Here is a 25,824-nt window from a genome sequence, read left to right on the forward strand (position 1 = left end):
GAGGGGTGGCACGTGCGTCCATTGATTCACTGGTTGTCGCGCCCGACCGAACCGCGCCGCTTTCCCTACTCCCCAGTGCTGAAGGAGTTTCACCGCAGCGGCAAACATTTCGCGGAAAAGAGCTTCCTCGCCCTGCTCGACAGCGCCCGGCAGGCGGTGACCCGACCGGTCTCCGGCGCCGGCGACGCCGCGGCCCGTCAGCTGACCGCCTTCCTGGACGTCGCACTCGACAAGTGGGACGGCCGCTACGACTACCGCAGCTACCTCGCCCTACGGCTGCTCCGGCTGCCCTGCGGAACAAACGATCCGACCCCGGGCGCGCAGGCCGCTGCCCGGCGGCAGAGCCGGGATCGGCTCCTCGTCCGCCTGGTCGCCGACGCACTGGCGTTCGAGTTGGCCGCCGACGCGCGCACGACCGGGCTACTTCCGTTGCAGAGACCCGGGCCAGCGGTGGTCGTCAAACGCTGCCGACTCGGTGTCCGAGCCGCCGCACCCGCGCTGGCCCGTCTCGGCATGACCGAGGCGATCGGGAGCGACGCCCCGACCACGACCGCGGCCAACCTGCACGCCATCGCCCGGGACCTGGCGTTCCCCGGGGATCCGCTGCTGCGGCTGACCATGTTGCCGGTTCACGTGACGCACGACGAGTACCTGTTCATCCGGGTACTCCAGGGTTACGAGTGCCTCTTCGCCGGGGTCGCCGACGAACTTCGCGCGGCGGTCGCCGCATTGGCCGGACACACACCGGGCGCCGCCGCCGACCGGCTCGGGTACGCAGGCGACCTGCTGCGCGCCGCGGCTCCACTCTTCTCCCTCCTGGCCACCATGCAGCCCGAGTCGTTCCGTACCTTCCGGCAGTACACCGAGGGTGCCAGCGCGATCCAGTCCCGCTCGTACAAGCTCATCGAATCGCTGTGTCGCACCCCGCAGGCGGATCGGCTGGACTCGGTGGCCTACCAGTCGGTGCCGGAGATACAGGCCCGGGTACGCGTCGGCCAGCCGACGGTTGACCAGGCGTACCGCTCGGCGGTGTCTGAGGGCCGGCTCACCGGCGCCGACGGCGCCCTGGTGGCGCGGCGGATGGCCGCGTTCGCCGGTGCCCTGACGCAGTGGCGCCGGACCCATCTCCGCGTGGCGGTGTGGATGCTCGGCGCCCAGACCGGCACCGGCTACACCGAGGGCACGCCGTACCTCGCCGCGAACAGCGCCGCACCGGTCTTCACCCCCATGACCACCGAACCGCCGGCGGCCGACCCGACTGGAAGGCGCTGCGCATGAGCCAGCCCGAGCACAGCCCCCGATGCCTCGACGCCGGCACACACGCCGCTCTGCGCGCCGAGTTCCCGCTGGTGGACACCTGCGTCTACCTGAACAGCAACTCCACCGGCGCGGTACCCCGGGGCGGTGAGCGGGTGCTGCACGACTACTGGGAGACGCTGCGCACCTGGCGCGACGACGTCTGGCAGGACTGGCACGTCGGCCTCGACCGGTACGCCGACTCGGTGGCCGCGCTGATCGGCGCGCCGCCGGGCAGCGTGATCACCGATGCGAATCTGAGCACCTTCCTGGCCCGGGTGGCGTCCTGTTTCGACTACCATCCGCCGCGCAACCGCGTCGTCATCACGGATCTCGACTATCCGACGGTGCCGTTCATCTTCCGGGCGTACGCCCGATATGGCGCGCAGCTCGACGTGGTCGGCACCGGCGGTCCCCACCTGGACCAGGACGCGCTGGAGGCCCGGATCGACGAGCGGACACAGCTGGTGTGCGTGCCGCACGCCAGCTTCACCTCCGGCGCCACTATGGACCTGTCCCGCCTGGTGGCCCGCGCCCACCGGGTCGGCGCGCTGGTGGTGGTGGACGCCTTCCAGAGCGTCGGGGTGGTGCCGTTGGACGTCACCGCGCTCGGCGTCGACGTGGTCATCGGCGGTTCCCACAAGTGGCTCTGCGGTGTCGGCACCGGATTCCTCTACGTCCGGCCGGACCTGGTTCCACTGCTGACTCCGGCCGCCACCGGCTGGCAGGCCGGCGACCGCGCGCTGACCTTCCGACCGTCACCGGGCTGGGCGACCGGTATCCGTCGCTTCGCCGGCGGCACCCCCTACCCGCCCACCTCCCTGATCTCCCAGATCGGTCTGGACCTGCTGCTCGGTGTCGGTATCGACGCCATCCGGCGGCATTCGCTGGCGCTCACCCAACGGCTGCTGGACCGGGTCGACGCCGCCGGCATCGTCGTGGTCAGCCCAACCAGCATCGCCCGGCGAGGCGGGGTGGTGTGCCTGGACATCCCCGACGGCGAGGCCGTCAAGCGGCGACTGGCCGCCCGTGACGTGATCTGCAGCTGGCGCGGCTATCTGCGGGTCGGCCCGCACGTCTACAACACCCTCGACGAAATCGACCTGTTCATGGATGCACTGGAAGAGGAGCTGCACCGGTGACCGTCACCCTCTCGCCCCGGGCGTTGATGAGCCTGCTCGTCAACGGCCCCAAGGCCATGGACGTCCTGCACACGGCACTCGACCTGGGGCTGCTCGACACGCTGGAGGCCGGACCGGTCCGCCTCGACGCGCTGGCCACCCAGCTCGGGGTGCTCCCGCTGCGGCTGTACAAATTCCTCGACTGCATCGAGAGCCTCGGCTTCGTCATCCGCGACGAGCCCGGCGACGACATCGGCGCGACCAGCTACCGAGCCGTGCCAGGGCTACGCGACGCGGTAGACGCGGTCGTCGGGCCGGGCGCCACCGAACGGGACCGGGACCGCTACCCGTGGCGGCAGCTGCACGGACGGCTGGCCGAGAGCCTACGCGGCGAGGTCAGCATCGACGACGGCTTCGCCTGGCCGCCGAAGACCGCCGAGCAGACCGCGGAGTTCGAACGCAGCATGGCCCTCGGGCTGGGACCGGCGATCGAGACGGTACGCCGGCACTCACCTCGACTCTGGTCGGACCGGCACCGCTTGCTCGACGTCGGCGGCGGTGACGGGACGCTCGCCGCGCACATCCTCGACTGCGCGCCGAACCTGCGGGCCGACGTGTACAACCTGCCGGCGGTGGAACCACTGGTGGCGGCCACCCGCGACGACCGAGGTCACCCGGATCGGCTCGGCTTCGTCGGCGGCGACTTCTTCGCCGAACCCCTACCGCGTGGCTACGACGCGCTGTCCTTCGTCCGGGTTCTGCACGACTGGCCAAACGCGGTCGCCCGCGACCTGGTCCGCCAGGCGTACGCGGCGTTGCAGCCCGGCGGGCTGGTCCTGATCTGCGAGGAGTTCCGCACCCCCGACCGGCTCGCCATGCAGTTCTTCTGGAGCTACTTCCTGATCGGCGTCGACAGCAGCGTCAGCCGCCTACGCGAGGTGGACTTCTACACCACCCTGCTCACGGAGACCGGCTTCCACCACGTGGCGGTGCTGCCCGGCACCTGGGAGCTCGTCATCGCGTACAAACCGACCCGATGATCCTGTCCCATCTGGCCCTTCCCCACCTGATCTTTCACTCAAGGAGAGCGTCACAGATCTCCATCGGGTGTCGGCGGTCTAGCATCGAGCGATGGATTCGTCCCTTGACACCTTGCCGAAGATCAGCGCACCCGCGACGCGGGCGCTGAACGCCGCCGGCTACACCGCCCTACGCCAGCTCGCAGGTGTGCCGCGCGCAGACCTGGCCAGATTGCACGGCATGGGACCCAAAGCACTGGACACCATCGAGGCCGCCCTCGAACAGCACAATCTGAGGCTGAGCTGACGCTGGCCCGACTCAGCGGCACCTTTACCTACGCGACCGGCGACGTTGGCGCTCAGTGACTGCGGAGACCCGTCCGGTAATCAGCGTCGCGGCGCACGAGCCTCGCATCCTCCTCGACCTGCACGAGGATGCGTTCAGCAGCATCCGGCACAGCCCGATGCCACTTTTGGCCTTCTCATAAGCGGGTAGGGCATCCCGCACCGAGGGAGGCATACTGGCTGCCGTGTTCGCCCTTGTTGCCGATACTCCCGTCGCAGCCGGTGAGCTCGTCCGCCGAGGGCCGATGCAGTTCGGCCAGGATGTTCCAGGCTGGTCGGTGGCACCGTACTGCCTGCACGTGCCGATCCAGCACCTCGTCACGGTGTTCCAACCGGTCTACGACACCTTCTTCAACGACGGACTGGCCGATGTCCGTAACGGCAGCGACGACTGGCCCGAGATCGAGGCTCTCGTCGCTGCCGGCTGCCCACCGCTGTCCGACATACCCACGAGACTGCCAGGACTGCTCGCCGAGATCCTGCGGGAGTCGCTCTACATGGACATCCTCGACGCGCTGCTGCCGCTCAAGCCCAACACTCCCATCAGATACCTGGCCAACACCGTCGACCACGTCGCCGTCGAAGCCAACTGGGTGGCAGTGTGCGGACGGGCCCTTCAAGTACCCGAAACAACCCCGTCCGACTGAACCCCCGAACACCACAGACCCACCGCCGCGACGCTCCGCACGGCGTACAGGGGTGGTGCCGGCCGTCGGATCTCCCTCGGGTTGCAACAAAAACGCCCGCTGGCGCCGTTCTACCTCCGTACCGGTAGTCCATCGAAGGGTGTCAGATGCGCTTGAAACGACTCCTGATCGCCGTGGTGGCATCGGCCGCCGTGCTGGTAACGGCGGCTCCGGCCGCGGCAATCAGCGGCGGTGAACGGGCCGCGCCCGGTGAGTTCCCGTGGATGGTCCGGCTTCTGCCGGTGGGTTGCGGCGGGACCCTTATTCACCCGCAGCTGGTGCTCACCGCCCAGCATTGCGTCGATGAGCAGCCAGCCGACAGCCTGACGGTCGTCTCCGGCACCGTCGACCTCAAGAACCCACGCCGGACGATGACCAGATCCACCGCTCACATCGGCGGAACCGAGTGGTGGGATGGACCGGACTGGGCGGTGATCAAGCTGGAACGGCCGCTCGACCTGCCCATCCTGCGGCTGGCCACTGAGCCCCGACAGCTACGGACGCTTACCGTGACCGGCTGGGGTACGAAGAAGTCAGGCGGCCCCCAGGAACGCTTCCTCCACAAGGTGAAGCTGCCGTTCCTGCCGGACGAGCAGTGCTTCGACGACCCGTGGTGGGATGAGCACCCCGAGTACCCGAGGTCGACGATCTGCGCGAAGTCGGTGGACCAGAAGAGCCACTGCCCCGGCGATTCCGGCGGGCCAGCCCTGCACCGGCTTCCCCACGGCGTCTGGGAGCAGGTCGGCATCGTGAGCGCCGGTTCGGACTGTGACTGGGACATCGGCGAGGAGCCGACCCCCAACTACACCGACGTCGCCTACTTCAGCCAGAGCATCCAGCGCGCCGCCGACCAACTGCTCACAAGCTCCAGCTGATCACCACCCGGCAGTGGTAGCCCAACCGGACACGGCAATCCTCTGCTGGATCGCCTCGAACCCGACGACGGTCGCGGGCTACGGCCTTGTCCGGTGAACTGGTCTCGGCGAGTACAACGCTGGTTGTCGCTGTTGCCGGCGTCCCCCTGCCCGTCTGATACGAGCAGGGGGACTCCTCAGCACGCCCGGTCAGCTGCTCAGCCGGCCGGTGCGGCGGTAGCGGGCCAGGGCCAGTCCGCCGAGGGCCACGGCGATCAGCCCCATCACCAGGGCCATGACGCCACCGACTATTCCGTAGCCGGTGCCGGGACCACCCTTGGCGGCGGCCACCACATATCCGCCGAGGGCCATGCCGACCAGCCCTGCCATCAGCGCGATTGTGGCTCCGAGCCGCCCGCGGCGGGTGCCGATGCGACTGCTGGGGCGGCTCAGAGCCAGTCCGCCGATGACCACGCCGGCCAGCGCCGCAAGCGCGCCCACGAGGGACACGAATCGCCCGGTGGTCAGTTCGTAGGCGTCGATGGCGGCTCCCGGTCCGTCGGCGGCCGCCGGTCCGCCGAGCCCGGTCGCTCCGAGCAGTACGGCGAGGGTGATGCCTCCGACCAGGACGGCTGCGGTCACCGTAAGCATCCGTCGGACTGGCATCGAGACTCTCGATGAACCCATGTGCCTTCTCCTTCTCGTGCGGCTCGTTCAGCAAGTGCGATGTCTTCAGGTCGCACCGCCCGGTCGTCGCGCGGCGGCGAGAGTTCGTGCCGCCGCATGTGGCGTACGGCTGCGCGGCGCTGTAGGTGTTGGAAAGGGTCAGACGCTGGCCTCGTCCGCGAGCCTGGTCGGCACGGGCAGGGTCGGCTTCGGTGCCCGCCGTCCGGGCATCCACCAGTTGGCTTTGCCGCACAGCTCAATCACCGCGGGGACGAGCACCATCCGCACGATGGTGGCGTCGATGAGCACGGCAACGGCCATGCCGAGCCCGCCCTGCTTGACCGCGACGTCGGGGCCGAGCAGGGAGGTGGTGAAGCCGAAGCCGATGAACCCCACGGCGATCACGCCGACGGTCCAGGCCAACAGGACCAGGCGGCGACGTCGGTGACAGAAGCGGGCCGGCCGCGCCAGAGCTCCGTCCGTACGGGGAAGCTTCGGTTGTCATCATCTTCTCCTCGATGGCTGGGTGCCGCCCGATCATGTCGCCGGACGCACCGCTGGTCGTCCCGCAGATGGATGCACTTCGCGCTGCGGCCGACGACGTAACCGGCTGCCGCAGACGCGGCAGGCGCCGCGCAAGTACCGCCGGCGCGGTAGGCGGCCGGTCATCCGCGGGCAGGAGCCGCCCGGGCGACGTCCGGAGAAGAGGCGCGCATGAGTCACCGACGGTCCAGGATTCGGCTGCGGCAGGCCGAGCGGTGGGCGGACGAAGCCGAGCGCACCGCTAGGAGACCGCACGGCGCCGCGCCAACCAGACGCGGAAACAGACGCGGCCCGAGGCGTAGTGCAGACACTGCGTTACGGCCACCCCGGCGGTGGCCTCCGCGGCACGGTTACGCCTGTGCCGCCGCGATTCCGCCTCGCACAATCGCGGCCGCGAGCGGTCGTACGGCCGCCGGTGTCACGGCCTCCGCGGGCCCGGTGACCAACGCGAAGAGCGCGCCTGCGTACATCACGAGCATCGGCGGGATCGCAGCCGGGGGAATCCGCAGTCCGAGCTCGGCGTGATACCCGCCCGTGAATGCCGCCATCTCCGCCGTCAATTCGTCGATCACCGCAGCGAGCGCCGGTTGCCGCAGGCTCTCCAGGCGTAGCTCGAAGACGGCCAGGTACCGCGCGCGGTGCGGGCCCGCGGCCAGCATCAGCGAGCCCGAGATCAGGTCGATGGCGAGCTCGACGCTGTCTCCCTTGCCCGGTACGGCCGCAGCGTCGGGTCGGCTCGCCTCGGCCATGTCGGCCTGATGCTGCTCGACGATCCGGCGGGCGGTCGCCACCAGCAGAGCCTCCCGGCTCCGGAAGTAGTTCGACGCGGTTCCGGCTGGCAGCCCGGCCCGCCGGTCGACGGCCCGGTGTGTGACGCCGTGGATGCCCGACTCCACGAGCAGAGCGATGGCGGCGTCCGCGAGCTGCGCCCGGCGTCGTTCGTTCGGTGGCGGCACCCGACCATCATATGACAGCATCCGTAGTACAACGGTCGTAGTGAACGGGGAGGGTTCTGTGCACATCTTGATCGCCGGGGCCGGCGTCGGCGGGCTCGCCCTCGCCCGCGGGCTCGCGACCTCGGGGCATCGCGTACGCGTCTTCGAACAGGCCCCGCAGCTGCGGACGGGGGGCGCGGCGGTCACCATCTTCAGCAACGGCGCGGCGGCGCTGGCCGGGCTCGGCGCGCCACTCGACGGCTTCGGCGGCCGGCTCGACACGCTGCGGTTCGGCACCGCCGACGGCCGCACCATAGTCAGCGCCGACCTGACGGTCCTCGCCCAGCGCACCGGCTTCCCGGTGACCTCGGTACCGCGGTACGCCCTGATCGAGCACCTCGCGCAGGGGGTGTCGGTGGAGTTCTCCCGAAAGGTCGTTGACGTCGAGGTCCGCCCCGACGGTGTGACCGCGATCGACGCCACCGGTGACCGCCACGAGGCCGACGTCGTCGTGGGGGCGGACGGGCACCGCTCCACCGTGCGCCGCGCGGTCCTCGACCCGACGCCCGCCACCGCGAACGAGTGGACCACCTGGCAGGGCCTGTCGTCGGTCCTGCCCGAGTTGGCCACCGGCACCACGGGTGTCTGTGTCGTAGGCCCTGCTGGTCTGGTCGGCCTCCTGCCCTCGGGCGACGGGCTTCTCATGTGGTGGTTCGACGTCCACCAGCCGCTGGAGGGCTCGCCCGTCGCCGCCCTCGCCAACCGGTTCACCGGTTACGGCGCGCTCGTCGAACAACTGCTTGGGAATATCCGCGAAGAGGACCTGGAGCCGTTCCGGCACGTCACCCATCAGGTTCCGGACCAGTGGGGTCGTGGTGCAGCGACCCTGCTCGGCGACGCCGCGCACGCCTTCCCGCCCACCCAGGCGCAGGGCGCCAACCAGGCACTCGAAGACGCCTGGCTGCTCAGCCGCGCGCTGCGCGTCGCCCCCGCCGACGTACCGCGAACGCTGCGCCGCTACGAGATGCTGCGAGCCCGCCGCGTGCGCAAGGTCTCGCGGCGAGCCGTGCGCGAACGAACCAACAAACCCGTTCCCCCACCGGTACGCATGCTGACCCGGATCATTCCGCCGAGGCTGGTCGGTAAGGCTTACGTTGCGCAGCTTCGCGGCGTCAGCAGCGTTCTCGACGACGAGACGGTCTGACACTGCGGTCGTGCGGCGCAGGTTGCTCACAGCAACGCCGGTCTTCTGGTGCCATGTCGTACCGGCTGCCGACCGTCCGGTCGTCGGGTGCGTGTTCGTCGATGCCAGTCTGCCCTCGCGGTACGGGCCCACGCCTGCCGCGTCACCCGAACGCCTGACCTACCTGCGGTCGATCGCGCCGGAAGGCCGACTGCCGCAATGGACGAACTGGTGAGACGAGGACACCGTCGCGCCGCTGTTCCCCGACCGCCGGCCGCCGTACGACCGCATGGCGCAAGAGGCACGCACCCGGGGCTGGAGCGTCGCAGAGGTTCCCGGCGGACACCTCCACCAACTCATCGACCCCGACGCGGTGACCGCTCACCTCCTCAAGACCGGAAACTAGTTGGCCGCCTCCGGCCGCCCGGGCGTCGTGTCAGGGTGGGTGTCAGCGTCCCGCCACATCGGACAGTATCGCCGGTGGTTAACGGATACCCCCGCCGCCCCCGTTTGGGGTCGGCGGCGCCGTCGCCGGTGGTCAGCCGACGCCGGACGGGCTCAGGGCAGCAGGATGATGTGCAGGGTGCGGGGTCCGTGGACGCCCTCGACGCGGTTGAGTTCGATGTCGCTGGTGGCTGACGGGCCGCTGATCCAGGTCAGTGGTCGGTGCGGGGCGAGCCGGGTGAGTGCCTGCGGCACGTTGGCGACGACCTGGGCAGCGCGGACCACGCAGATGTGCAGGTCGGGTAGGAGGCTTAGGACGCGGCGACCCTGGTCGGGTGAGCCGTCCAGCACGACGGTGCCGGTGTCGGCGATGGCGACGGCGGCGGCGGTGATCACGCCGTCGGCGGCGGCGATCGCGGTGGTGTCGAGGTCGTCGTCGGGCAGGGCGGTCACCGTCGCCGGCAACCAGGCCGGTGGCAATGCGGGTGGTACGACGACGGTCGCGCCGGTCGGCAGGATGCCGGTGATGGTGTCGGCGACGGCCGCCTCGGCGACCCGGTGCACCCGGGCGCGGTAGTCAATCAGCCGATCCACCAGCAAATCCAGGTCGACCGCGCCGTCGCGCCGGTAGTCACGTGGCACCTCTACCGGGGCCGGCGCGGGGTCGAGGGCGGCCCGCAGCCGGGCGAGGATGATCTCCCGGGCACTCACCGCTGCGCCCACCACTGCCGGAAGGTCTGCGCCGGCACCTCGGGCAGGTCACGGCCGGCGGTCCAGCCGGACAACGGCGGTGGCAGGCCCCGACCACGCCGGCCGGTCAGCCGGCTCAGCCGCGTCGCGCGCTGCGCCGCCGCGTACAGCGCCGGGTGGTCCATGGCGTACGCGGCGGCGGCCATCACGGCCGCCTCACCGCGCGGATGCGGCGCCTGGTCGCGCAGGTGCACCAGCAACTCCGGAATGTTGATCTTCACAGGGCAGGCGTCGTAGCAGGCCCCGCAGAGCGACGACGCGTACGGCAGCGACGCATTGTCGGCCACCCCGGTCAGCTGCGGGGACAGCACCGCGCCGATCGGCCCCGGATACACCGACCCGTACGCGTGCCCGCCGGTGCGCTCGTACACCGGGCAGACGTTCAGGCACGCCGAGCAGCGGATGCAGTGCAGCGCCTGCCGGCCCACCTCGTCGGCGAGCACCGCGCTGCGACCGTTGTCCAGCAGCACCAGATGAAAGGCCTGCGGCCCGTCGCCCGGGGTGACACCGGTCCACATCGAGGTGTACGGGTTCATCCGCTCCCCGGTCGAGGCCCGGGGCAGCAGTTGCAGGAACACCTCCAGGTCCCGCCAGGTCGGCACCACCTTCTCCACACCCATCACCGTGATCAACGTGCGCGGCAGGGTCAGACACATCCGACCGTTGCCCTCTGACTCCACCACCGCCAGAGTGCCCGTCTCCGCCACCGCGAAGTTTGCCCCGGACACCGCCACCGACGTGGACAGGAACGTCTGCCGCAGAAACCGCCGCGCCGCCGCCGCCAGGACCGCCGGCTCGTCGGTCAACTCCGGATCCACCCCCGGCATCGCTCGCAGGAAGATCTCCCGGATCTCGGCCCGGTTACGGTGAATCGCCGGCACCAGAATGTGACTCGGCCGGTCCTCGCCGAGCTGCACGATCAGCTCGGCCAGATCGGTCTCCACCGGCGCGATCCCGGCCGCTTCAAGGGCCTCGTTGAGGCCGATCTCCTGCGTCGCCATCGACTTGACCTTGATCACCCGGTCACTGCCGGTGGCGCGCACCAGGTCGACGACTATCGCGTTCGCCTCGTTGGCGTCGGCGGCCCAGTGCACCACTCCCCCGGCCGCCGTCACCGCTGCTTCCAGCTGCTCCAACAGCTCCGGCAACCGGGCCAGCACGTCGGCCTTGATCGCGCTACCGGCCGCCCGCAACCGCTCCCAGTCCGGCACCTCGCCGATCACACCAGCCGACTTCGCCCGGATCGTCGCCGTCGCGTGCCCGAGATTGCGACGCAACTGCGCGTCCGCCAGCGCCCGCCGAGCCGCAGCCGGGAAAGGCTCCTCACCCCGCAGGTGCCCGACGCCCGCCGGGGCGGTCGCCGGCATGCCGAGGAAGGTACGGGTCACGACGCCACCACCGGCTCGCTCCGCTCGCTCATCGTGCCGCCCTGCTCCGTCGAGGCCAGGATCTCGGCCAGGTGCACGGTGCGCACCCCGGTCCGCAGCCGGGACAGGCCGCCGCCGATGTGCATCAGACACGACGCGTCCCCCGCCGCACAGACATCAGCGCCAGTGGACAGCACATGCCGCATCTTGTCCGCCAGCATTGCCGTCGACGTGTCCGCGTTCTTCACCGCGAACGTCCCCCCGAACCCGCAACACTGCTCCGCCGCCGGCAACTCCACCAGATCCAACCCCCGCACCGCCCGCAACAGCCGCACCGGCCGATCCCCCACGCCCAGCATCCGCAACGAGTGACACGTCGGGTGATACGTCACCCGATGCGGGAAGAACGCCCCCACATCGGTAACCCCCAACACGTCCACCAACAACTCCGACAACTCGAACGTGCGCGCCGCCACCGACTCCGCCCGCGACGCCAACCGGACATCACCGGCCCGCCGCGCCACCATCGCGTGCTGATGCCGCACCGACCCCACACACGACCCCGACGGCGCCACGATCACGTCGTACGGATCGAACACCCGCACGTGCCGCCGCACCAACGGCACCGCCTGCTCCTGATAGCCGGTGTTGACATGCATCTGCCCACAACACGTCTGCCCCTCGGGAAACACCACCTCATGCCCCAACCGCTCCAACAACCGCACCGTCGCCTTCGCCGCCGCCGGAAACACGGTGTCCGCCAGGCACGTCACGAACAACGCGATCCGCACCTCACACCCCCACCCGCCGCTCGGCTGCCCGCGCCGTCCCGGACCCGTCGCCCGGCTCGTAGCGCACGATCCGCTGAGTCTGCCGCACCAGCCGCCGCAACGCAGCAAGGTCACCACCGACCACGCCGGCCGCTCGTGCCTGGACCAGCAGGTTGCCGATCGCGGTGGCCTCCACCGGCCCGGCCAGCACCGGCAACCCGCAGGCGTCCGCGGTGAGCTGGCAGAGCAGGGCGTTGCGCGCTCCCCCCGCCAACGATGTGCACCGCGTCGACCTGTCGGCCGGAGAGGTCCTGCACCTGACGCACCGCCCGGCGTGGGCCAGGGCCAGGCTGCCAAGGACGCAGCGGACGACGGCGGCCGGCGACTGCGGTACCGGCTGCCCGGCGAGTCGGCACGCCTCGGTGATCCGGGCCGGTCTGTCGCCCGGGGGCAGGAACGTCGGTGCGTCGATGTCGACCACGCTGCGGAATGCCGGTTTTCGGCAGCGGGCGGCGGCCAACAGGTCGCTCAGGTCCTGGTTCCCCGGGGCTGCCGGTCTCAGCCGTATCGCTCGACGAGCGTAGTGCCGATCGAGGCCAGGTGGTCGCGCACACCCGGAGGGCCGGTCACCTCGATCCATTCGACCAGCCCGGCAAGCTCGCCGGCGAGTGTGCGTTCGTCGTTGCCGCGGATCACGACCTCGATGCGGCCGTCGGTCGTGGCGCCTCCCACCTCGAGCCGGCCCCCGAATCCTATCCGGAGCACGCCTATCCCCCGGGGCGCGCACACCGCCCGGGCTTCGAGGGGCGTTCGTTTGCGGTCGACCTCGTCAGCGATCGCGCGCCAACTCTCGGCGAGGTCGAAGTCCTCGGGCCGGTGTACGGGATCGCAGGTCGGGTCGGCGGACGAGACGCGGTCGATCCGGAAGGTCCGCCGTCCGGCCTCGGTGTTGGCGACGAGGTACCACGAGGGGCCCTTGGCGACGATGCCCAGCGGGTGCACGGTTCGCTCGGTTTCGGTCCCTTCGCGATCGACGTAGCCGAGCCGGACCTGAACCCCGCGGATCACCGCGTCCTGGAGCGCGTCGAGGAAACGGGGCGGTCGCGGCTCTCCCCGGCTCGCCCCCCATCGCTGCGGGTCCATCACGAGCGACGACGCTGCCGCCTCGGCCTGTGCCCGGAAAGGTTCCGGCAGGGCCTGGACGAGCTTGCGCAGCGCCGCTTTCACGGCCGGCGTCGCAGCCGAGGCCGGGCCGGCGACCAGGAAAAGGGCGCGGGCCTCACTCGCCGTCAATCCGGACAGGTCGGTGCGGGCACCGCCCACGAGTCGCCAGCCGCCGCCTCGACCCTGGATGGAGTACACCGGGACCCCGGCCATACCCAGCGCGTCGAGGTCGCGGCGGGCGGTGCGCTCGGAGATCTCCAACTCCCGGGCGACCTCCGCTGCGGTCACCTGCTCGCGCTGTTGCAGCAGCAGGAGGATGGCCATCAACCGGTCGGCTCGCACCTCGACAACACTTCCACGAAAACCGGTCAGGAGGTGACCGGTATCGGTCGGCATGATCCCGGCATGACAACCGAATTCCCCGAGCCGACCCGCGTTCCGGTCAACGGTGTAGAGCTCGAAGTCTTCGAAGCCGGCCGGCAGAACGCGGGAAACCCCATCGTGCTCTGTCACGGCTGGCCGGAGCACGCCTTCTCCTGGCGTCACCAGATGCCCGCCCTAGCCGCAGCGGGCTACCACGTCATCGTCCCGAACCAGCGCGGCTACGGCGACTCGTCCCGCCCGGCCGACGTCACCGACTACGACATCGCACACCTGTCGGGCGACCTCGTCGCACTGCTCGATCACTACGGATACGACGATGCCACCTTCGTTGGTCATGACTGGGGTGCGGCCGTCGTCTGGGGCCTGACCCTGTTGCACCCGAGCCGCGTCAACAAGGTGATCAACCTGAGCCTGCCGTACCTCGAGCGCGGGGACAGGCCCTGGATCGAGTTCATGGAGGACGTGCTCGGTAGCGACTTCTACTTCGTCCACTTCAACCGACAGCCGGGCGTCGCGGACGCCGTGTTCGAGGAGAACACGTTCCAGTTCCTTCGGAACCTGTACCGGAAGAACGTGCCCGTCACAGAGCCGCAGCCGGGCAACGTGTGGATCAACCTCGCCAGAATGGAAACCCCACTCGGTGATCCCATCATGAGCGACGACGAGCTGGCCGTCTTCGTCTCCGCCTTCGAATCAACAGGATTCACGGGCGGTCTGAATTGGTACCGGAACCTGGACCGCAACTGGCGTCTGCTCGCCGACGTGAACCCGATCATCCAACAGCCCACCCTCATGATCTACGGCGACCGCGACCCGGTCGCGAGGTCTGAAAGACTGACGGAATTCGTGCCGAATGTGGAAGTGATCAGTCTGGATTGCGGTCACTGGATTCAGCAGGAGAAGCCGGAAGAGACGAACCAGGCGATTCTCAAGTGGCTGGACCAGCGGGATGCCGTCTAGCACGGCAGCAGGAGATCCGCTTCACGGTCCGCTGAGGGATTGCGGATTGTAGTCACTGATCATGCCCCTGCGCTGCGGGTTGGTGGCCCGACGCCACCAACCCGCACGATGCGCCGCCCCTTGCCTGAGCGATCCGTCTCACGCCACCACGGACCTTCAACCTCCTCGGCGACACCGGTCGGCTCACCGGCACAGCCTCCCGGCCCGCCCGAGGTAGGCGTCAGTGCCGCAGGTACGCGGTCAGCCGGTCGGCGAGTTGCCTCGGATGACTGAGCGCCAAAGCGTGACAACCGTCAATCTCGTCCGGAGTCACGCCGAGCCGGTCGGCGGCCACCCGACGTTGGAAATCCGCCGGGAAGAACCGGTCCTCACGGGCGATGAGCACCTTCGTCGGCACGGCCGGCCAGGCGTCCAGGGGCCACGGCTCGTTCCACTCCGCGCTGACCTGGTCCCGGCCGTGCGCCGCAGCCTCAGCGACGATCTCGGCCGGTACGCCGTTGTAGAACTGCTGCTCCTCGCTGAGCCCTTCCGTGCCGCGGTAACCGGTGTTGTCCCACCAGTCCCCGGGCCGCTCACCCGGCTGCGGGACCATCGGCGTGAGCAGCACGATCAGCTGCACCGGCAGCTTGTCGGCAATCAGTGGAGCCGTGAAAGCCCCATACGAGTGCCCGACGACCACAAGGTCACTGCGGTCACCGATCGCGCTGACGACCGTTTCGCAGAACTCGGCGAAACCCGCAGACCTGTCCTCGATCGGCAGCTCCGGCGCCACCACGTCGTGGCCCGCTCCGGACAGCTCAGGGGCCAGCAGATGCCAGTCCCAGGCGCTGCCCCCGCCGCCGTGGATCAGAACGAAAGTCGCCATGCCCCGAAGCTTCACACACGGGTACGACAGCCAGCCGCACTGCCCGGTTCTCCACACCAGGTCGGCCACCGAAGACCTCACCCGGCAGCATGGCGCCGCGCTGGCGGCGACGGACTGCTGTGATTCAGCTGGCGCGGCGATAGTGCATGGCCACCGCACCGTTGCGCAGCGAATCCGCCGAGAGCAGCTCGAGCCGACGCGTGCCGGGAAGCCCGCCCTGGTACAGCGTCGGACCGTGGCCGGCGATCCTGGGATGGACGAGCAGTTTGTACTCGTCGATCAGGTCCAGCCGATCGAGCTCGGTCGCGAGCTTGCCGCTGCAGAGGAGCACCCCCGCCGGGGTCGTGTCCTTGAGCTTCTGCACGCCCTCGCGTAGATCGCCGGCGATGTGGTGGCTGTTGGTCCACGGGAAGTCCTGGCGCGTCGACGACACCACGTACTTCGGTTTGGCCTCCAGCTTGACCGCCCACTCACGCAAGGTCGGCGGCGCCTCCACGTCGCCGCGGGCGACGGCAGGCCAGTAGCTCTCCATCATCTCGTAGGTGACCCGGCCCCACAGCATCGCCCCGGCCTCATCCATGAGACGGGTAAAAAGGGCATGCGTCTCGTCGTCGGCGATCCCCTCCTGATGGTCGACACAACCATCCAAGGTGACGTTGAGGCTGAAGGTGAGAAGTCCCATGGCAGGCGACTTTAACGCCCACCACCCTCGTCGCCGCCCCAAGCAGATGTCGACCACCGAGTGGTGGGTCAGGGATAGGTGACGCCGGTCAGGTCCTCGGCTGCCGCCCACAGCCGCTTGCCGACTGCCGGGCTGGCGGCCTCCCGGCTGAGCCGGGCCTCGGTGACCCTGCCCCGCGTCTCCCAGAGCCCGGACGGGCCGAAGAACTGGCCGCCGCGTACACCGGGCTCGGTCGCGGCGCGCAACTGCGGCAGCGCGCCCCGCTCCACCGGCTGGGTCGCCAACAGCCCGGCCCAGGCGATCATTCGCCCGAACCGGCCACGGTGTTCCCAGGCGCGCGGAGTCAGGTTGGTGCGGGTGAGACCGGGATGGGCCAGCGTGCTGACGATCGGCGCTCCGGCGGCGCGCAGGCGGCGATCCAGTTCGATGCCGAAGATCGTGGTGGCGAGCTTGGACCGGCCGTAGGCGGTGGCTGCCCGATAGTCGCGTTCGAACATCAGGTCAGCGAAGTCCAGGTGCGCGCTCTTGTGGGTGATCGAGCTGAGGCTGACCACGCGGGCGCCCCGCGCCGCGGCCAGGTTCCCGAGCAGCAGGCCGGTCAGCGCGAAGTGGCCCAGCATGTTGGTGGCGAGGTGCAGTTCGAATCCGTCGGCGGAGGTGCGGCGCGGGCCGAGCAGCACCACGCCAGCGTTGTTGACGAGCAGGTCGATAGCCGGGTGGTCGCCGGTCAGTTTCGCCGCGAAGGCCCGCACGGAGGCGAGGGATGCCAGGTCCAGCTCGCGGACCTCGACGTCGCCGCCGATCCGGCGGGCGGCCTCCTCGCCAGCGGGAGTGCTGCGGACGGCGAGCACGACGTGGGCGCCGTGGCGGGCCAGTTCGGTGGCGGTGACCAGGCCGAGGCCCGAGTTCGCGCCGGTCACGACGGCGACCCGACCACGCTGGTCGGGAATGCGGTCGGTGGTCCATCCGGTCATCTGCTGCTCCTGAGGGGTGTCGGTGCGCTGCGGCCGTCGACGTTAGGAGCGATCCGGGCCGGTTCCATCGTTCGCGGTTGCCTAGGTCTGCGGGACCTACCTTCGGCGGTCCGGGCCGCGGCACACTTGCGGCATGAACGGTCCTCATCCGTACGCTCGGGAGCTCGGCGACTTCCTCCGCGCGCGGCGTGGCCGGCTGCGTCCACACGACGTCGGCCTGGAGCCGGGTGGCCGGCGCAAGGTCACCGGGCTGCGGCGCGAGGAGCTGGCCCTGCTGGCCGGGCTGAGCACCGACTACTACCAGCGCATCGAGCAGGGCCGGGAGGTACGCCCGTCCGACGACGTCCTGGACGCCCTTGCCGGCGCGCTCAGCCTCGACCACAAGGAACGCCGGCACCTGTTCACCCTGGCCCACGCCGCCCGCCGGCCCACGCCCGCCCGCGTGAACCGCGATCCGGAGCGGGTGCCGAACAGCACCCGGCGCCTGCTGCGGGTGATGGACACCCCCGCGGTCATCCTCGGCCGGCATCTCGATCTGCTCGACTGGAACCCGATGGCGCAGGCGCTGCTCGGCGACCCGGACGCCTACCCGGCCGACCGGCTCAACATGCTCCTGCTGCTGTTCGACGACACGCTGACCGGCGAGCGGAGCTGCCCGGACTGGGAGCAGCAGGCTCTGGACTACATCGGCATGATGCGCGCCGCCGTCGCCACCGACCCCACCCACCCACGCGCCACCGCGATCGTCGGCGAACTGAGCATCCGCAGCGCCCACTTCCGGCGGCTGTGGGCCCGGCACGACGTACGCGAGTCGGTAAGCGGCACCAAGACCTTCCGGATTCCCGAGGTAGGCGACATCGTCCTGGACTGGGACACCTACCCCCTACCGGGAAACCCCGGACCCGTCATGCTCGTCTTCACCACCGAGCCGGGCAGCGCCGACGCCGACCGGCTACGACTCCTGGCATCGCTGCACGCGACCCGCGCAGCGTCCACCAACACACACCCCTGCCGTACGGACAGGACCGCCGCCGGCCCCACCCCCAGCGCGACTTCATAATCGAGTGCGCGCTGATCCGCTCGGCCTTATCCGTCGGGTGTCGGAGACTGCCACGGTTTCCGGGAGTAACTGACGGTCGGAGCTTGCGTCTTGTCGCGCACGCCGAGGACCTCGTTGACGAAGTCGTCCTTATCGCGCGCGTAGGCCATGAGGTCGGTGCCGTGAGCGTGCGCGAGATCGCGCTTAAGCTGCTCGTACCGGGACCGGTAGTCCACCCGGCGCCGGAGCGCGTCGCGGAAGACGACTCGTCGCCGCCAGAGCAGGGAGGCCGGTTCGGTGAGATGAAGTTGGTGGGTACGTTCCCACCAGTTGTCGGTCTCCGGCTTGAAGAAGTAGTGCGCCTCTTCCGGACGGTGCACACCGTTGCGGTAGCCGAGAGCGGTCACCACCTCGACGGCGGCTGCCGCCTCTGACAGGCTGCGCACCGGTGCCATCATGTCGATGATCGGCTTCGCCGCCAACCCGGGAACCGATGTGGAGCCGATGTGCTCAACCGGCCCGACCAGCCATTGCGCCAGAGCGGCTTCGAGGCTGACCCGCTCCTGCTCGAACAGCGCAGCCCACTGCGGGTCGTACGGGCTGAGGGTAACCGGTGCGTGCTTCACGACAACTGCCTCTCAGTGCGAGTACGGACCGTGCGGTGCCTCATCGTCCCTTCTCTCACAGGTTCCCTTCTCGGCCGCTATCCGCCATCCTGCTCTGACCGGACCAGGCCGTCTGTCCGGCCTTCCCGGAGTGCCCTCTCCGCCGCCGTGATCGCTGAACGAGTCGCCGCTGACGGACCTACCCGAGCAGCGCCGCCACCGCGGCCAGGGTGGCCAGCGACAGCGTCGTGGTCATCATGACCGCCCGGTTGGCCACCGTCTCGCCGACGCCGTACTCCTGGGCGAAGATGAACGTGTTCTGTGCTGTCGGCAGGCCCGCGCACACCACCACGGCGAGCAGCTGCGGCGCGGACAGGTGCATGGCCAGTCCGGCCGCGTACGCGATGACGGGCTGCACGACGAGCTTCAGCGCGGTGATCACGGCCAGCTCGGCCGGCTCGGCCCGGGACGATGTCGTGCCGTGCAGCGACGCCCCGAGCGCGACCAGGGCGGCCGGAACCGCAGCGCCTGACAGCAGGGCGAGCGACGCATTGGCCGCCGACGGCAACTGCAGGCCGGCAGCCGAGCATGCGACGCCGAGCAGCGACGCCAGGATCACCGGATTGCGTACCGGCAGGGAGGCGATACGGCGAACCCGTACCCGTCCGGCCGGGTCGCGGTGCCGGTCCAGCGCGACCAGGATCACGGGCGTCACCACCAGCACCTGCAACAGCACCACCTCTGCCAGGAACGCCACATCGCCGAGAACCTGCGTGGCGATCGGGATGCCGAGGTTCGCCGAGTTCACGTACCCGGCGGCCATGCCCCAGATCGGCCGTTCGCCGGGCTCGCGACCGAACAGCCGACTCGCGCTGACCCACCCGAGCCCGACGACCGCGGCCGTGCTCACCCCAAAGGCCAGCAGCGAGCGACCGGCCAGCCCGGAAAGCGGCATTCGGGACAGGGCCAGGAACAGCGCGGACGGCATCGCAAGGTGGAACACGAACCGGCCGAGCACCGACGCCCCCGTCTCACCCAGCAGGCCCCAACGACAGGCCGCGTAGCCGAGCGCGGTAAGGATCCAGATCGGTACGAATGCCGACACCAGTCTCATACGGGCGTCACCGGCACACCGGTGTCGCGCCGGCTCAGGGACTGGCGGGCGTCCGGGGCGTACGAATGGTCGTGTCCGTAATCGATGCCCATCAGCCCGCCACCCGCCGAAGGCCGCCATCGCTGCGCAGCACGCGCCCCTCGGGAGCCTAACGGTAACGACCAGCGGCATGGCATCCTGCGCCCATGAGGAACCTGTACGTCGTCACGCACCCGGAGGCGACGCACCACGTCGATGGACTGGTCGGCGGATGGTTCGATTCTGACCTGACTGCCCGCGGCTGTGCGCACGCTGAGCTCATCGCGCAGGCGCTCGCCGGCCGGTTGTCGTCTGCTGCTGGCGTCGAGGTCTTCTCGTCCGACTTGCTGCGAGCCCGGCGGACAGCGGAGGTGATCGGCAAGCGGCTCGCATCGCGCGTGGTGCTGGACACCGACCTACGCGAAAAGTCGTACGGCGAGGCAGGAGGACGCCCGCAGGCATGGCTGGACGAACGGTTCATACCGCCGCCGGCCACCGGTGAGCGGATGCGTCATGACGAGGGCGTATCCGGTGCTGAGACGAAATGGGAGCTGGCCGTACGCACCTACGCCGCGCTGGAGCGGATCCTACGGTCGACGGTGGAGCATCAGGTCGTGGTGGCCCACGGGGGAACGGCCACGTTTCTGCTCGCGGCCTGGATTGGCATGCCGATCGACGCGGCCGGTCTGGTGGGCATCCGCTTCTCCCCTGGAGGCATAACCCACCTGCGCGAGGACGACTTTCTTCACAACCGCTGGATCGTCCAACTCAATGACACCCACCACCTGGCCTGACTGCCGCAATTCGCGCAACCCGGCTCATGGCGCGGCGGGGCGACGTGCCAACAGTGCGAAAGTGTTCGGGAGACGACCGCGGAAAGCGGCCGCGTCGATGTCACCCATGCGCCAGAACGGCTCCGCATACTCCTCAAGGCACCGGACTTGCAGACCCGCCCTGATGACCGCGCTGACGGTCTGGCCGAGCGTCCACTGCCACATGACAGCCCCGTTCGCTGGGAAACTGTTGTCGTCGCAGACGAAAGAGCGCCCGAAGTAGCTGCGGTCGGGTCGGATGCGCGGCTCGTCCAGGTCCCAGGTCCACAGCTCGGTCGCCGGGTGGCCCTCGTGGAGGAACAGGTGTCCGCCGGGCCGCACCAGGCGGGCCATCTCGACGGCCCAGGCATCGATGTCGGGCATCCAGATCAGGGCGCCCTTGCCCGTGTAGACCAGGTCTGCGCAGCCGTCGAGCAGCGGCACGCCGGGGACCGTCGCGATCAGGTAGCGGCAGGCGACACCGAGGGCGTCTGCGCGTCTCCGCGCGGCATGGACCACGGTCTCGCTGTAGTCGACCCCGATCACCTCACGAGCGCCAGCCTGGACCAGGGCGATGTCATCCTGTCCATTGTCGCTCTGTGGATGGACCACCACGGGCCGTGCCGTCAAAATGTCCCGGAGCAGCTCGCGTTCACTGGCGACAAGCGTGACGCCGGTCGCCGCCTCGGCCGACATCTCGTCGTAGGCGTGGAGTTGCTGCGCCTGGTACGCCTTGTCCCAAGCGGTGCGGTTGGCGAGCAACATCTCGTCCATGCGGGAAACCTTTCGCACGAGCACCCGGGAGGCAACCACTTTGTCCCGTGTCTCTTGCGTCGCCGTCGTACGAAAGGCCCATCCGTCAGGATGGATCTGCCCGAGAGGCCGGGAATCGTCAGCTACCTGCCGTCGTGCTCGCAACCCAGGGCGAGCCTGTTCTTCCACGGCTCAACTGGACGAATCGTGCTCGACTACTGTGCACGCGTGCCCATGTCTGTGGACCTGTCGAGTCCGGCTTCGCGCCGGGAAGCACTCCGGATAGTGGACGTCGGCGACCCGCGTCCCCATCACGGCATGCTGCGAGAGATCTTCGACCGCGAAAGGGCCTGGCGCGAGAGTCCCGACGACGGGGAGAGCGACGAGTACGAGCAGATCTACGTAGCTGCCTTCCTGCTGTTCCTGATCGGTGATCCCGCAGACTCGTGCCGCCTGTACAGCGCGAAGTTCCGCACTGGTGACATGGACCTGGGCTTCGGCTTCGACGCCCAGGCCATCTTCGGAGCGGGTCGACACGAAACGCTGCGGTGGCTCTGGGAGAACGGATACACCGACGAGTACGCGCATCTGTCCGAGTGGTTGATGCACGCGGAGGACCCGAAAATCGAAGACTGGGCGAGGCACGTACGCGACTACTTCTACTCACCACAGGGCGTTCTGCTGCTGGATGAGCTCTGATCCGGAGTCCTTGGCATGCCACAGCCGCTCATACCGGGCGGCCGACGCACACTCCTTCTGCCGCAGATCGAGCCGGCACCGGTGTTTTCACGCCATCAGGGAGGCTTCCAGATCGCGCCGTCTTCGATCAGAACGACCCGCCGCCCGTTCACGGGACCGCCTTCGGCGACCTTGCTGGTGCCGTACTCCTTGGCCTCACTATCCCTTGCCGACCTGACGGCGGCATCCATCCTGACGATCCATGCCGGTTGCCTCGATCAGCCAACCCCGACTGCACACCTCTGCCGCCCTCCTTCGTCCGCCAGATCGGCGGGGTGTTGCAAGCCTTGTCACAGCGGGGCGCGGCACACCCTGAGCACGCTCTCCCGGTATGCCGCACCGGCTTCGGCCTGTGTCATCCGGCCAGCGGTGACCTCCCGACCTGCGGCGTGGCCGAGGCCGATGATCGCGGCGACGTACCAGGTCGTCGGCATCGCCCGGTCGAACTCGCGGCAGCGGCGCCCCCGTTCGAAAAGCCGCAGCAGTCCGCCGACGACCGGCTCGTGGCGCTCCCGTTCGTCGCCGTCCCCCGATGCGGCAATCGCCGGAGTGAGCAGCACCGGGTAACGCTCCAACAGTGCCCAACTGGCGTCGACCCAACGTCCCAGGGAGTCAAGGGCGCTGCTCCGGTCGAGGTCGACGCCGCCGAGTTCCCGCGCGACCTCTGCTGTGACGTGCTGCGTCACAGCCTCCAGCAGCGCGCTGCGCGATGGGTAGTGCGCGTAGATCGTCTGGCGGGAGACCCCGGCCGCCCTTGCGATCTCCTCCATCGACGCGTCTGGTCGCCGCCCCAGCAACGCGACCGAGGCGTCCAAGACTGCGGCGATGCTGCGCCTCGCGTCGGCACGCTGCCGTCGTTGCCGCGACTCCCCTAGCTCAGACACGTTTGTCAAGCCTACCGGGTGGCGCTAAATTTGACGGTGCTGTCAGAGCTACGTTGATGCACCTGGAGGCGAACACATGGATGCCAATGTCACCGCCTATCTCATGCACTACCCGCAGGAGGTCACCTGCGGGGAGGAGGACGCGGCAACGGTGTTCGACCGATACCACACGCCCGACTTCGTCATGTGCAACGACGGCGTCCATCTCGATCGGGAAAGGCTCCTGGCGCACGTCCGACCGGCCCGAAAGCGCGCCACAAGCGTCCGCGTCGACGTCCATGAGACGGTGAGCTCGGCTGAACGGGTGGCCGCGCGATACACCCTGACCGCAGACATGGCCACCGGGAAGACAATCGCGACGGAGATCTACATGTTCGGGCAACTCTCGGCGGACGGGCGGCTTCGGCGGATCGACCAGGTCACCCGCGACGTGTCACCCGGACGCTGACCCAGGCCCGACCCAGGTCAGCGACCGCCCAATCCAGCACACTGATCACCGCACTGCTCGCCGGCACCTGCTGACTGTCGTACCTGCAACCCGCGGGGCGTCCTGATTGCCGGCAAGCGCTCGGCACCGAGAGTGTCATCGGCGGGTTGTCGATACCGCACCCCAGTCGGCAGCCACCGAAGGAGCCCAGGGCTTCAATCCGCGCGGCCGACCCGGCAGCGGTAGGTCCGTACCCGGTCACCGTCGGGTGTGGACCAGTGGGTCCGAGCCTCCCAACCCAACCGTTCGTAGAATCCGGTAGCCCCCAGGGGCCCGGTCGACGTTTGCGCTTCGACCCACCTCGCGCCCGTTTCCTGCACAAGCTCGACGAAACGATCAACCAGCATCATCCCGATGCCGCTTTTGCGCCATTCCGGCTGCACCGCCAGCGCAGTCATGACCGCCACCTGTGGAGCCGCAACCGACCCAGCGCGCGCCGGTCTCACCACAGTCGCCCGGTGTCCCAGCACCCGGCGGATCCACGGCCGGGCCCGCGTTCGCAGGACGCGGAGGGCAACATGGGGCCGGACCGCAAGCGCGGCCAACCCGGCGAGGGCCAGGGGCACCAGTACGCGCCTGTCCTTCGTCAACTCGGTCGTGTAGGCGGCGTGGTCTCTGGCACCGAGCACAAACCCGACGACCTCATCCTGGGGGGCAGCGGTGTCGACGGCGACGACACCCACGCCGTGTGGTGAGTTCAGATAAGTGCGCTGCCATCGGCGGATGAAGCGGGCTCCAAGCGACGGGAACAGCCCGATCGGAAGCAACTGGACGTGAGCCCGGGACATCGCCGGCAGATCCCGAGACCCCGCCTGGCGGAGCGCAAGCCGACCTTCGACGGCAGGGACCAGATCGGGGGCCTGCGGCGCGACGACGCTCCTGCGGAGTTCGTCGATCATGCCGTAAGGAATGCGCATGACATCGACTCCCTTGGTCAGGGCCAGGCGGCTCTGCCCGAGCGCCTGACCTTGCTGCTCACGAGCGGCCCGAGGGCGTCGCGTTTCTCGGCGCGTGGCCGGGTCCGCCGGGCCATCGTCTGGCCCAACCGATCGACCAGCCCTCGCCGACGTCTACCCGTCTGCGGCGGCCGGACACCGGGGAACCGGGAACAGTGAGCCCTGAAAGGGCGTAACGGCCAACGGCGGCGGCACTACCGCGGTAGCCGGGAAAGGCAGCCGAAACGGCCCGTGCCCATCTCCGGTGGTCATAGCCCTTTGGGGCCTGCCGGTGGGCTTGGGGTCATTTCTCGCCGCGAGCGCCTGGCCTTGTGCGATGTCGTAGATGTCGGCCCGTACGCGCGCAATGGCCGTGCCCGCCTCAGACCGTCCCTGGTGTCCGGCGAACACCCGGATGACGGAGCATCCGACGTTCCGCTCTATCCACGTCTAGGTGGTGCGACGAAGCCGATATGTGCTGGCGCTGCTGCTGGCAGCATCGCCGACGGGCGCCGCCTGTCAGGCGGGCCGCAACGCTCGGAAGAGTTGAACGACTCCGGTGATGTTGTCCTGGCCATGTCCTCGGTCGATCGCCTGCTGGTAGGTGTCGGCGGCCGTGTGGGTCAGGGCGACGGTGACGTGACGGGAGGCAGCGTCTGCGGCGGCGTATCGCAGATCCTTGGCGACCAGATCGATGGGGAAGGACGCCGGGAACGTGTGGCCGAGCATGGCGGTGGCGGCGGTGGCGGCGGCCGGGCTTGCCACCGGAGTGGCGGCGAGGACTTCGACGGCACGGGCGGTGTCCAGGTCGGTGCCGTGCAGGGCGCCGAGCTGCTCGGCGACGGCGGCGACCTGGACGGCAAACAGAGAATTGAGGAGCAGCTTCATCCGTACGCCGGTCCCGGTCGGTCCCATCTGGTGCACGGCGCCGCCGATCTGCCGCAGCACCGGCTCCACCCGGTGCGCCACCGCCGGTCGGCCGCCGACGAGGAAGATGAGTGTGCCGGCGTCCGCTTGGGGGCGCGAGCCAAGCACCGGGGCGTCGAGAAAATCCACCCCGCGCCGGCTGCACCGGGCAGCGAGTTCGGCGGAGAACGCCGGGGTCACAGTGGAACAATCGACGGCGACCGTCCCAGGTGCCATCGTGGTCAGCGCGCCGCTCTCCGGCGCCAGCCACACCTCGCGGCCGGCGTCGTCGTCGCGCAGCATGCTGAGCACGAGGTCACACTGCTCGGCGGCGGCCGCCGGCGTCGTCGCCGCAGCGGCACCCACCTCGATCAGGGGCCGCATCGCCTCGGCCGTGCGGTTCCATACGGTGATGTCGTGCTCGCCCGTGGCGAGCAGTCGGCGGGCCATCCGCGAGCCCATCGCGCCGAGTCCCAACACAGTGATCTTCATAATTTTCCTCTGTCGGTGGGTGGCGGTGCGACG

At 69.4% G+C, this 25,824-nt stretch carries 28 protein-coding genes and 1 pseudogene; 12 read left to right on the plus strand and 17 right to left on the minus strand.

The features are described from left to right. Positions 1-12 precede the first annotated feature (12 nt). The 6 genes from Vse01_RS21780 (at position 13) to Vse01_RS21805 (ending at position 5,342) form a co-directional block, all read left to right on the plus strand. On the plus strand, positions 13-1,278 hold the full coding sequence (locus tag Vse01_RS21780; protein WP_093411064.1) for a tryptophan 2,3-dioxygenase family protein: 1,266 nt from the start codon (positions 13-15) through the stop codon (positions 1,276-1,278). Beyond that, positions 1,275-2,438, plus strand: a complete 1,164-nt coding sequence (locus Vse01_RS21785; RefSeq protein WP_170863637.1) for an aminotransferase class V-fold PLP-dependent enzyme — start codon at positions 1,275-1,277, stop codon at positions 2,436-2,438. The genes Vse01_RS21780 and Vse01_RS21785 overlap by 4 nt, the downstream gene beginning before the upstream one ends. Further along, positions 2,435-3,457 (plus strand): methyltransferase, encoded by a 1,023-nt coding sequence (locus tag Vse01_RS21790; protein ID WP_093411062.1) that lies wholly within the window; start codon positions 2,435-2,437, stop codon positions 3,455-3,457. Before Vse01_RS21785 ends, Vse01_RS21790 begins: the two co-directional genes overlap by 4 nt. Positions 3,458-3,548: 91 nt before the next feature. Continuing rightward, on the plus strand, positions 3,549-3,743 hold the full coding sequence (locus tag Vse01_RS21795; protein ID WP_093411060.1) for a helix-hairpin-helix domain-containing protein: 195 nt from the start codon (positions 3,549-3,551) through the stop codon (positions 3,741-3,743). A gap of 283 nt (positions 3,744-4,026) precedes the next feature. Continuing rightward, positions 4,027-4,428 (plus strand): hypothetical protein, encoded by a 402-nt coding sequence (locus Vse01_RS21800; protein ID WP_093411058.1) that lies wholly within the window; start codon positions 4,027-4,029, stop codon positions 4,426-4,428. Between the two features lie 152 nt (positions 4,429-4,580). Beyond that, positions 4,581-5,342: a S1 family peptidase gene (locus tag Vse01_RS21805; protein WP_170863636.1), complete on the plus strand. Its 762-nt coding sequence runs from the start codon at positions 4,581-4,583 to the stop codon at positions 5,340-5,342. A gap of 189 nt (positions 5,343-5,531) precedes the next feature. Here the strand turns inward: Vse01_RS21805 and Vse01_RS21810 are convergent, their stop codons facing one another. From Vse01_RS21810 to Vse01_RS21820, 3 genes are all read right to left on the minus strand, one after another. After that, positions 5,532-5,972 carry a DUF6223 family protein gene (locus Vse01_RS21810; protein WP_232511477.1) on the minus strand — a complete coding sequence of 147 codons (441 nt, stop codon included), beginning with the start codon at positions 5,970-5,972 and terminating at the stop codon, positions 5,532-5,534. Positions 5,973-6,146: 174 nt separating this feature from the next. Next, a complete protein-coding gene (locus tag Vse01_RS21815; RefSeq protein WP_198413266.1) occupies positions 6,147-6,410 on the minus strand; it encodes an MMPL family transporter in 264 nt (87 codons plus the stop codon). Between the two features lie 470 nt (positions 6,411-6,880). Further along, positions 6,881-7,486 (minus strand): TetR/AcrR family transcriptional regulator, encoded by a 606-nt coding sequence (locus Vse01_RS21820; RefSeq protein ID WP_093411112.1) that lies wholly within the window; start codon positions 7,484-7,486, stop codon positions 6,881-6,883. Positions 7,487-7,544: 58 nt separating this feature from the next. Between Vse01_RS21820 and Vse01_RS21825 the strand changes: the two genes are divergently transcribed. Continuing rightward, on the plus strand, positions 7,545-8,669 hold the full coding sequence (locus Vse01_RS21825) for an FAD-dependent oxidoreductase (RefSeq protein WP_170863635.1): 1,125 nt from the start codon (positions 7,545-7,547) through the stop codon (positions 8,667-8,669). A gap of 537 nt (positions 8,670-9,206) precedes the next feature. On the opposite strand, the gene Vse01_RS21830 is transcribed toward Vse01_RS21825, so the two are convergent. Genes Vse01_RS21830 through Vse01_RS21850 form a run of 5 tightly spaced genes read right to left on the minus strand, consistent with a single transcriptional unit; the run spans position 9,207 to position 13,467 of the window. Next, positions 9,207-9,803, minus strand: a complete 597-nt coding sequence (locus Vse01_RS21830) for a LutC/YkgG family protein (protein ID WP_232511475.1) — start codon at positions 9,801-9,803, stop codon at positions 9,207-9,209. Next, entirely contained in the window at positions 9,800-11,209 is a 1,410-nt protein-coding gene (locus Vse01_RS21835) for a lactate utilization protein B (protein ID WP_093411110.1), read from the minus strand. The genes Vse01_RS21830 and Vse01_RS21835 overlap by 4 nt, the downstream gene beginning before the upstream one ends. Before the next feature lie 17 nt (positions 11,210-11,226). Further along, positions 11,227-12,000, minus strand: coding sequence for a (Fe-S)-binding protein (locus Vse01_RS21840; protein ID WP_093411044.1), 774 nt, complete (start codon positions 11,998-12,000; stop codon positions 11,227-11,229). Between the two features lies 1 nt (position 12,001). Then, positions 12,002-12,619 carry an FGGY-family carbohydrate kinase gene (locus Vse01_RS21845; protein ID WP_093411042.1) on the minus strand — a complete coding sequence of 206 codons (618 nt, stop codon included), beginning with the start codon at positions 12,617-12,619 and terminating at the stop codon, positions 12,002-12,004. After that, complete coding sequence (locus Vse01_RS21850) at positions 12,538-13,467, minus strand: helix-turn-helix transcriptional regulator (RefSeq protein ID WP_232511474.1); 930 nt, start codon at positions 13,465-13,467, stop codon at positions 12,538-12,540. Before Vse01_RS21850 ends, Vse01_RS21845 begins: the two co-directional genes overlap by 82 nt. Between Vse01_RS21850 and Vse01_RS21855 the strand changes: the two genes are divergently transcribed. After that, on the plus strand, positions 13,444-14,487 hold the full coding sequence (locus tag Vse01_RS21855) for an alpha/beta fold hydrolase (RefSeq protein ID WP_232511473.1): 1,044 nt from the start codon (positions 13,444-13,446) through the stop codon (positions 14,485-14,487). The two genes, Vse01_RS21850 and Vse01_RS21855, sit on opposite strands and share 24 nt — an antisense overlap. 220 nt (positions 14,488-14,707) lie before the next feature. Here the strand turns inward: Vse01_RS21855 and Vse01_RS21860 are convergent, their stop codons facing one another. The 3 genes from Vse01_RS21860 to Vse01_RS21870 all read right to left on the minus strand — a co-directional run bounded on the left by Vse01_RS21860 (position 14,708) and on the right by Vse01_RS21870 (position 17,008). After that, positions 14,708-15,352 (minus strand): alpha/beta fold hydrolase, encoded by a 645-nt coding sequence (locus tag Vse01_RS21860; RefSeq protein WP_093411038.1) that lies wholly within the window; start codon positions 15,350-15,352, stop codon positions 14,708-14,710. A gap of 124 nt (positions 15,353-15,476) precedes the next feature. Continuing rightward, complete coding sequence (locus Vse01_RS21865; RefSeq protein ID WP_093411035.1) at positions 15,477-16,034, minus strand: dihydrofolate reductase family protein; 558 nt, start codon at positions 16,032-16,034, stop codon at positions 15,477-15,479. A gap of 68 nt (positions 16,035-16,102) precedes the next feature. Further along, positions 16,103-17,008, minus strand: coding sequence for an oxidoreductase (locus Vse01_RS21870; protein ID WP_093411033.1), 906 nt, complete (start codon positions 17,006-17,008; stop codon positions 16,103-16,105). A 133-nt stretch (positions 17,009-17,141) separates the two neighbouring features. Between Vse01_RS21870 and Vse01_RS21875 the strand changes: the two genes are divergently transcribed. Next, positions 17,142-18,068: a helix-turn-helix transcriptional regulator gene (locus Vse01_RS21875; protein ID WP_093411030.1), complete on the plus strand. Its 927-nt coding sequence runs from the start codon at positions 17,142-17,144 to the stop codon at positions 18,066-18,068. A gap of 26 nt (positions 18,069-18,094) precedes the next feature. Here Vse01_RS21875 and Vse01_RS21880 read toward each other — a convergent pair whose 3' ends face one another. Next, on the minus strand, positions 18,095-18,673 hold the full coding sequence (locus Vse01_RS21880) for a GrpB family protein (protein WP_093411028.1): 579 nt from the start codon (positions 18,671-18,673) through the stop codon (positions 18,095-18,097). A gap of 178 nt (positions 18,674-18,851) precedes the next feature. Further along, complete coding sequence (locus Vse01_RS21885; RefSeq protein WP_093411025.1) at positions 18,852-19,766, minus strand: AEC family transporter; 915 nt, start codon at positions 19,764-19,766, stop codon at positions 18,852-18,854. Positions 19,767-19,951: 185 nt separating this feature from the next. Here Vse01_RS21885 and Vse01_RS21890 point away from each other — a divergent pair, with 185 nt between their 5' ends. Next, positions 19,952-20,578, plus strand: a complete 627-nt coding sequence (locus Vse01_RS21890; RefSeq protein WP_093411023.1) for a histidine phosphatase family protein — start codon at positions 19,952-19,954, stop codon at positions 20,576-20,578. 24 nt (positions 20,579-20,602) lie between these two features. On the opposite strand, the gene Vse01_RS21895 is transcribed toward Vse01_RS21890, so the two are convergent. Next, positions 20,603-21,370, minus strand: coding sequence for a class I SAM-dependent methyltransferase (locus Vse01_RS21895; RefSeq protein ID WP_170863634.1), 768 nt, complete (start codon positions 21,368-21,370; stop codon positions 20,603-20,605). 297 nt (positions 21,371-21,667) lie between these two features. Between Vse01_RS21895 and Vse01_RS21900 the strand changes: the two genes are divergently transcribed. Then, entirely contained in the window at positions 21,668-22,048 is a 381-nt protein-coding gene (locus tag Vse01_RS21900; RefSeq protein ID WP_232511472.1) for a hypothetical protein, read from the plus strand. A gap of 329 nt (positions 22,049-22,377) precedes the next feature. Here the strand turns inward: Vse01_RS21900 and Vse01_RS21905 are convergent, their stop codons facing one another. Then, on the minus strand, positions 22,378-22,971 hold the full coding sequence (locus tag Vse01_RS21905) for a TetR/AcrR family transcriptional regulator (RefSeq protein ID WP_170863633.1): 594 nt from the start codon (positions 22,969-22,971) through the stop codon (positions 22,378-22,380). A 76-nt stretch (positions 22,972-23,047) separates the two neighbouring features. Between Vse01_RS21905 and Vse01_RS21910 the strand changes: the two genes are divergently transcribed. Then, entirely contained in the window at positions 23,048-23,419 is a 372-nt protein-coding gene (locus Vse01_RS21910; RefSeq protein ID WP_093411018.1) for a nuclear transport factor 2 family protein, read from the plus strand. A gap of 194 nt (positions 23,420-23,613) precedes the next feature. Here Vse01_RS21910 and Vse01_RS21915 read toward each other — a convergent pair whose 3' ends face one another. After that, positions 23,614-24,375, minus strand: coding sequence for a GNAT family N-acetyltransferase (locus tag Vse01_RS21915; RefSeq protein ID WP_093411015.1), 762 nt, complete (start codon positions 24,373-24,375; stop codon positions 23,614-23,616). Positions 24,376-24,915: 540 nt separating this feature from the next. Continuing rightward, a pseudogene (locus tag Vse01_RS21920) lies at positions 24,916-25,791 on the minus strand (NAD(P)-dependent oxidoreductase); the annotation flags it as partial. Positions 25,792-25,824: the final 33 nt, after the last annotated feature.

Source organism: Micromonospora sediminimaris, from assembly GCF_016863575.1.
Lineage (GTDB): Bacteria > Actinomycetota > Actinomycetes > Mycobacteriales > Micromonosporaceae > Micromonospora > Micromonospora sediminimaris.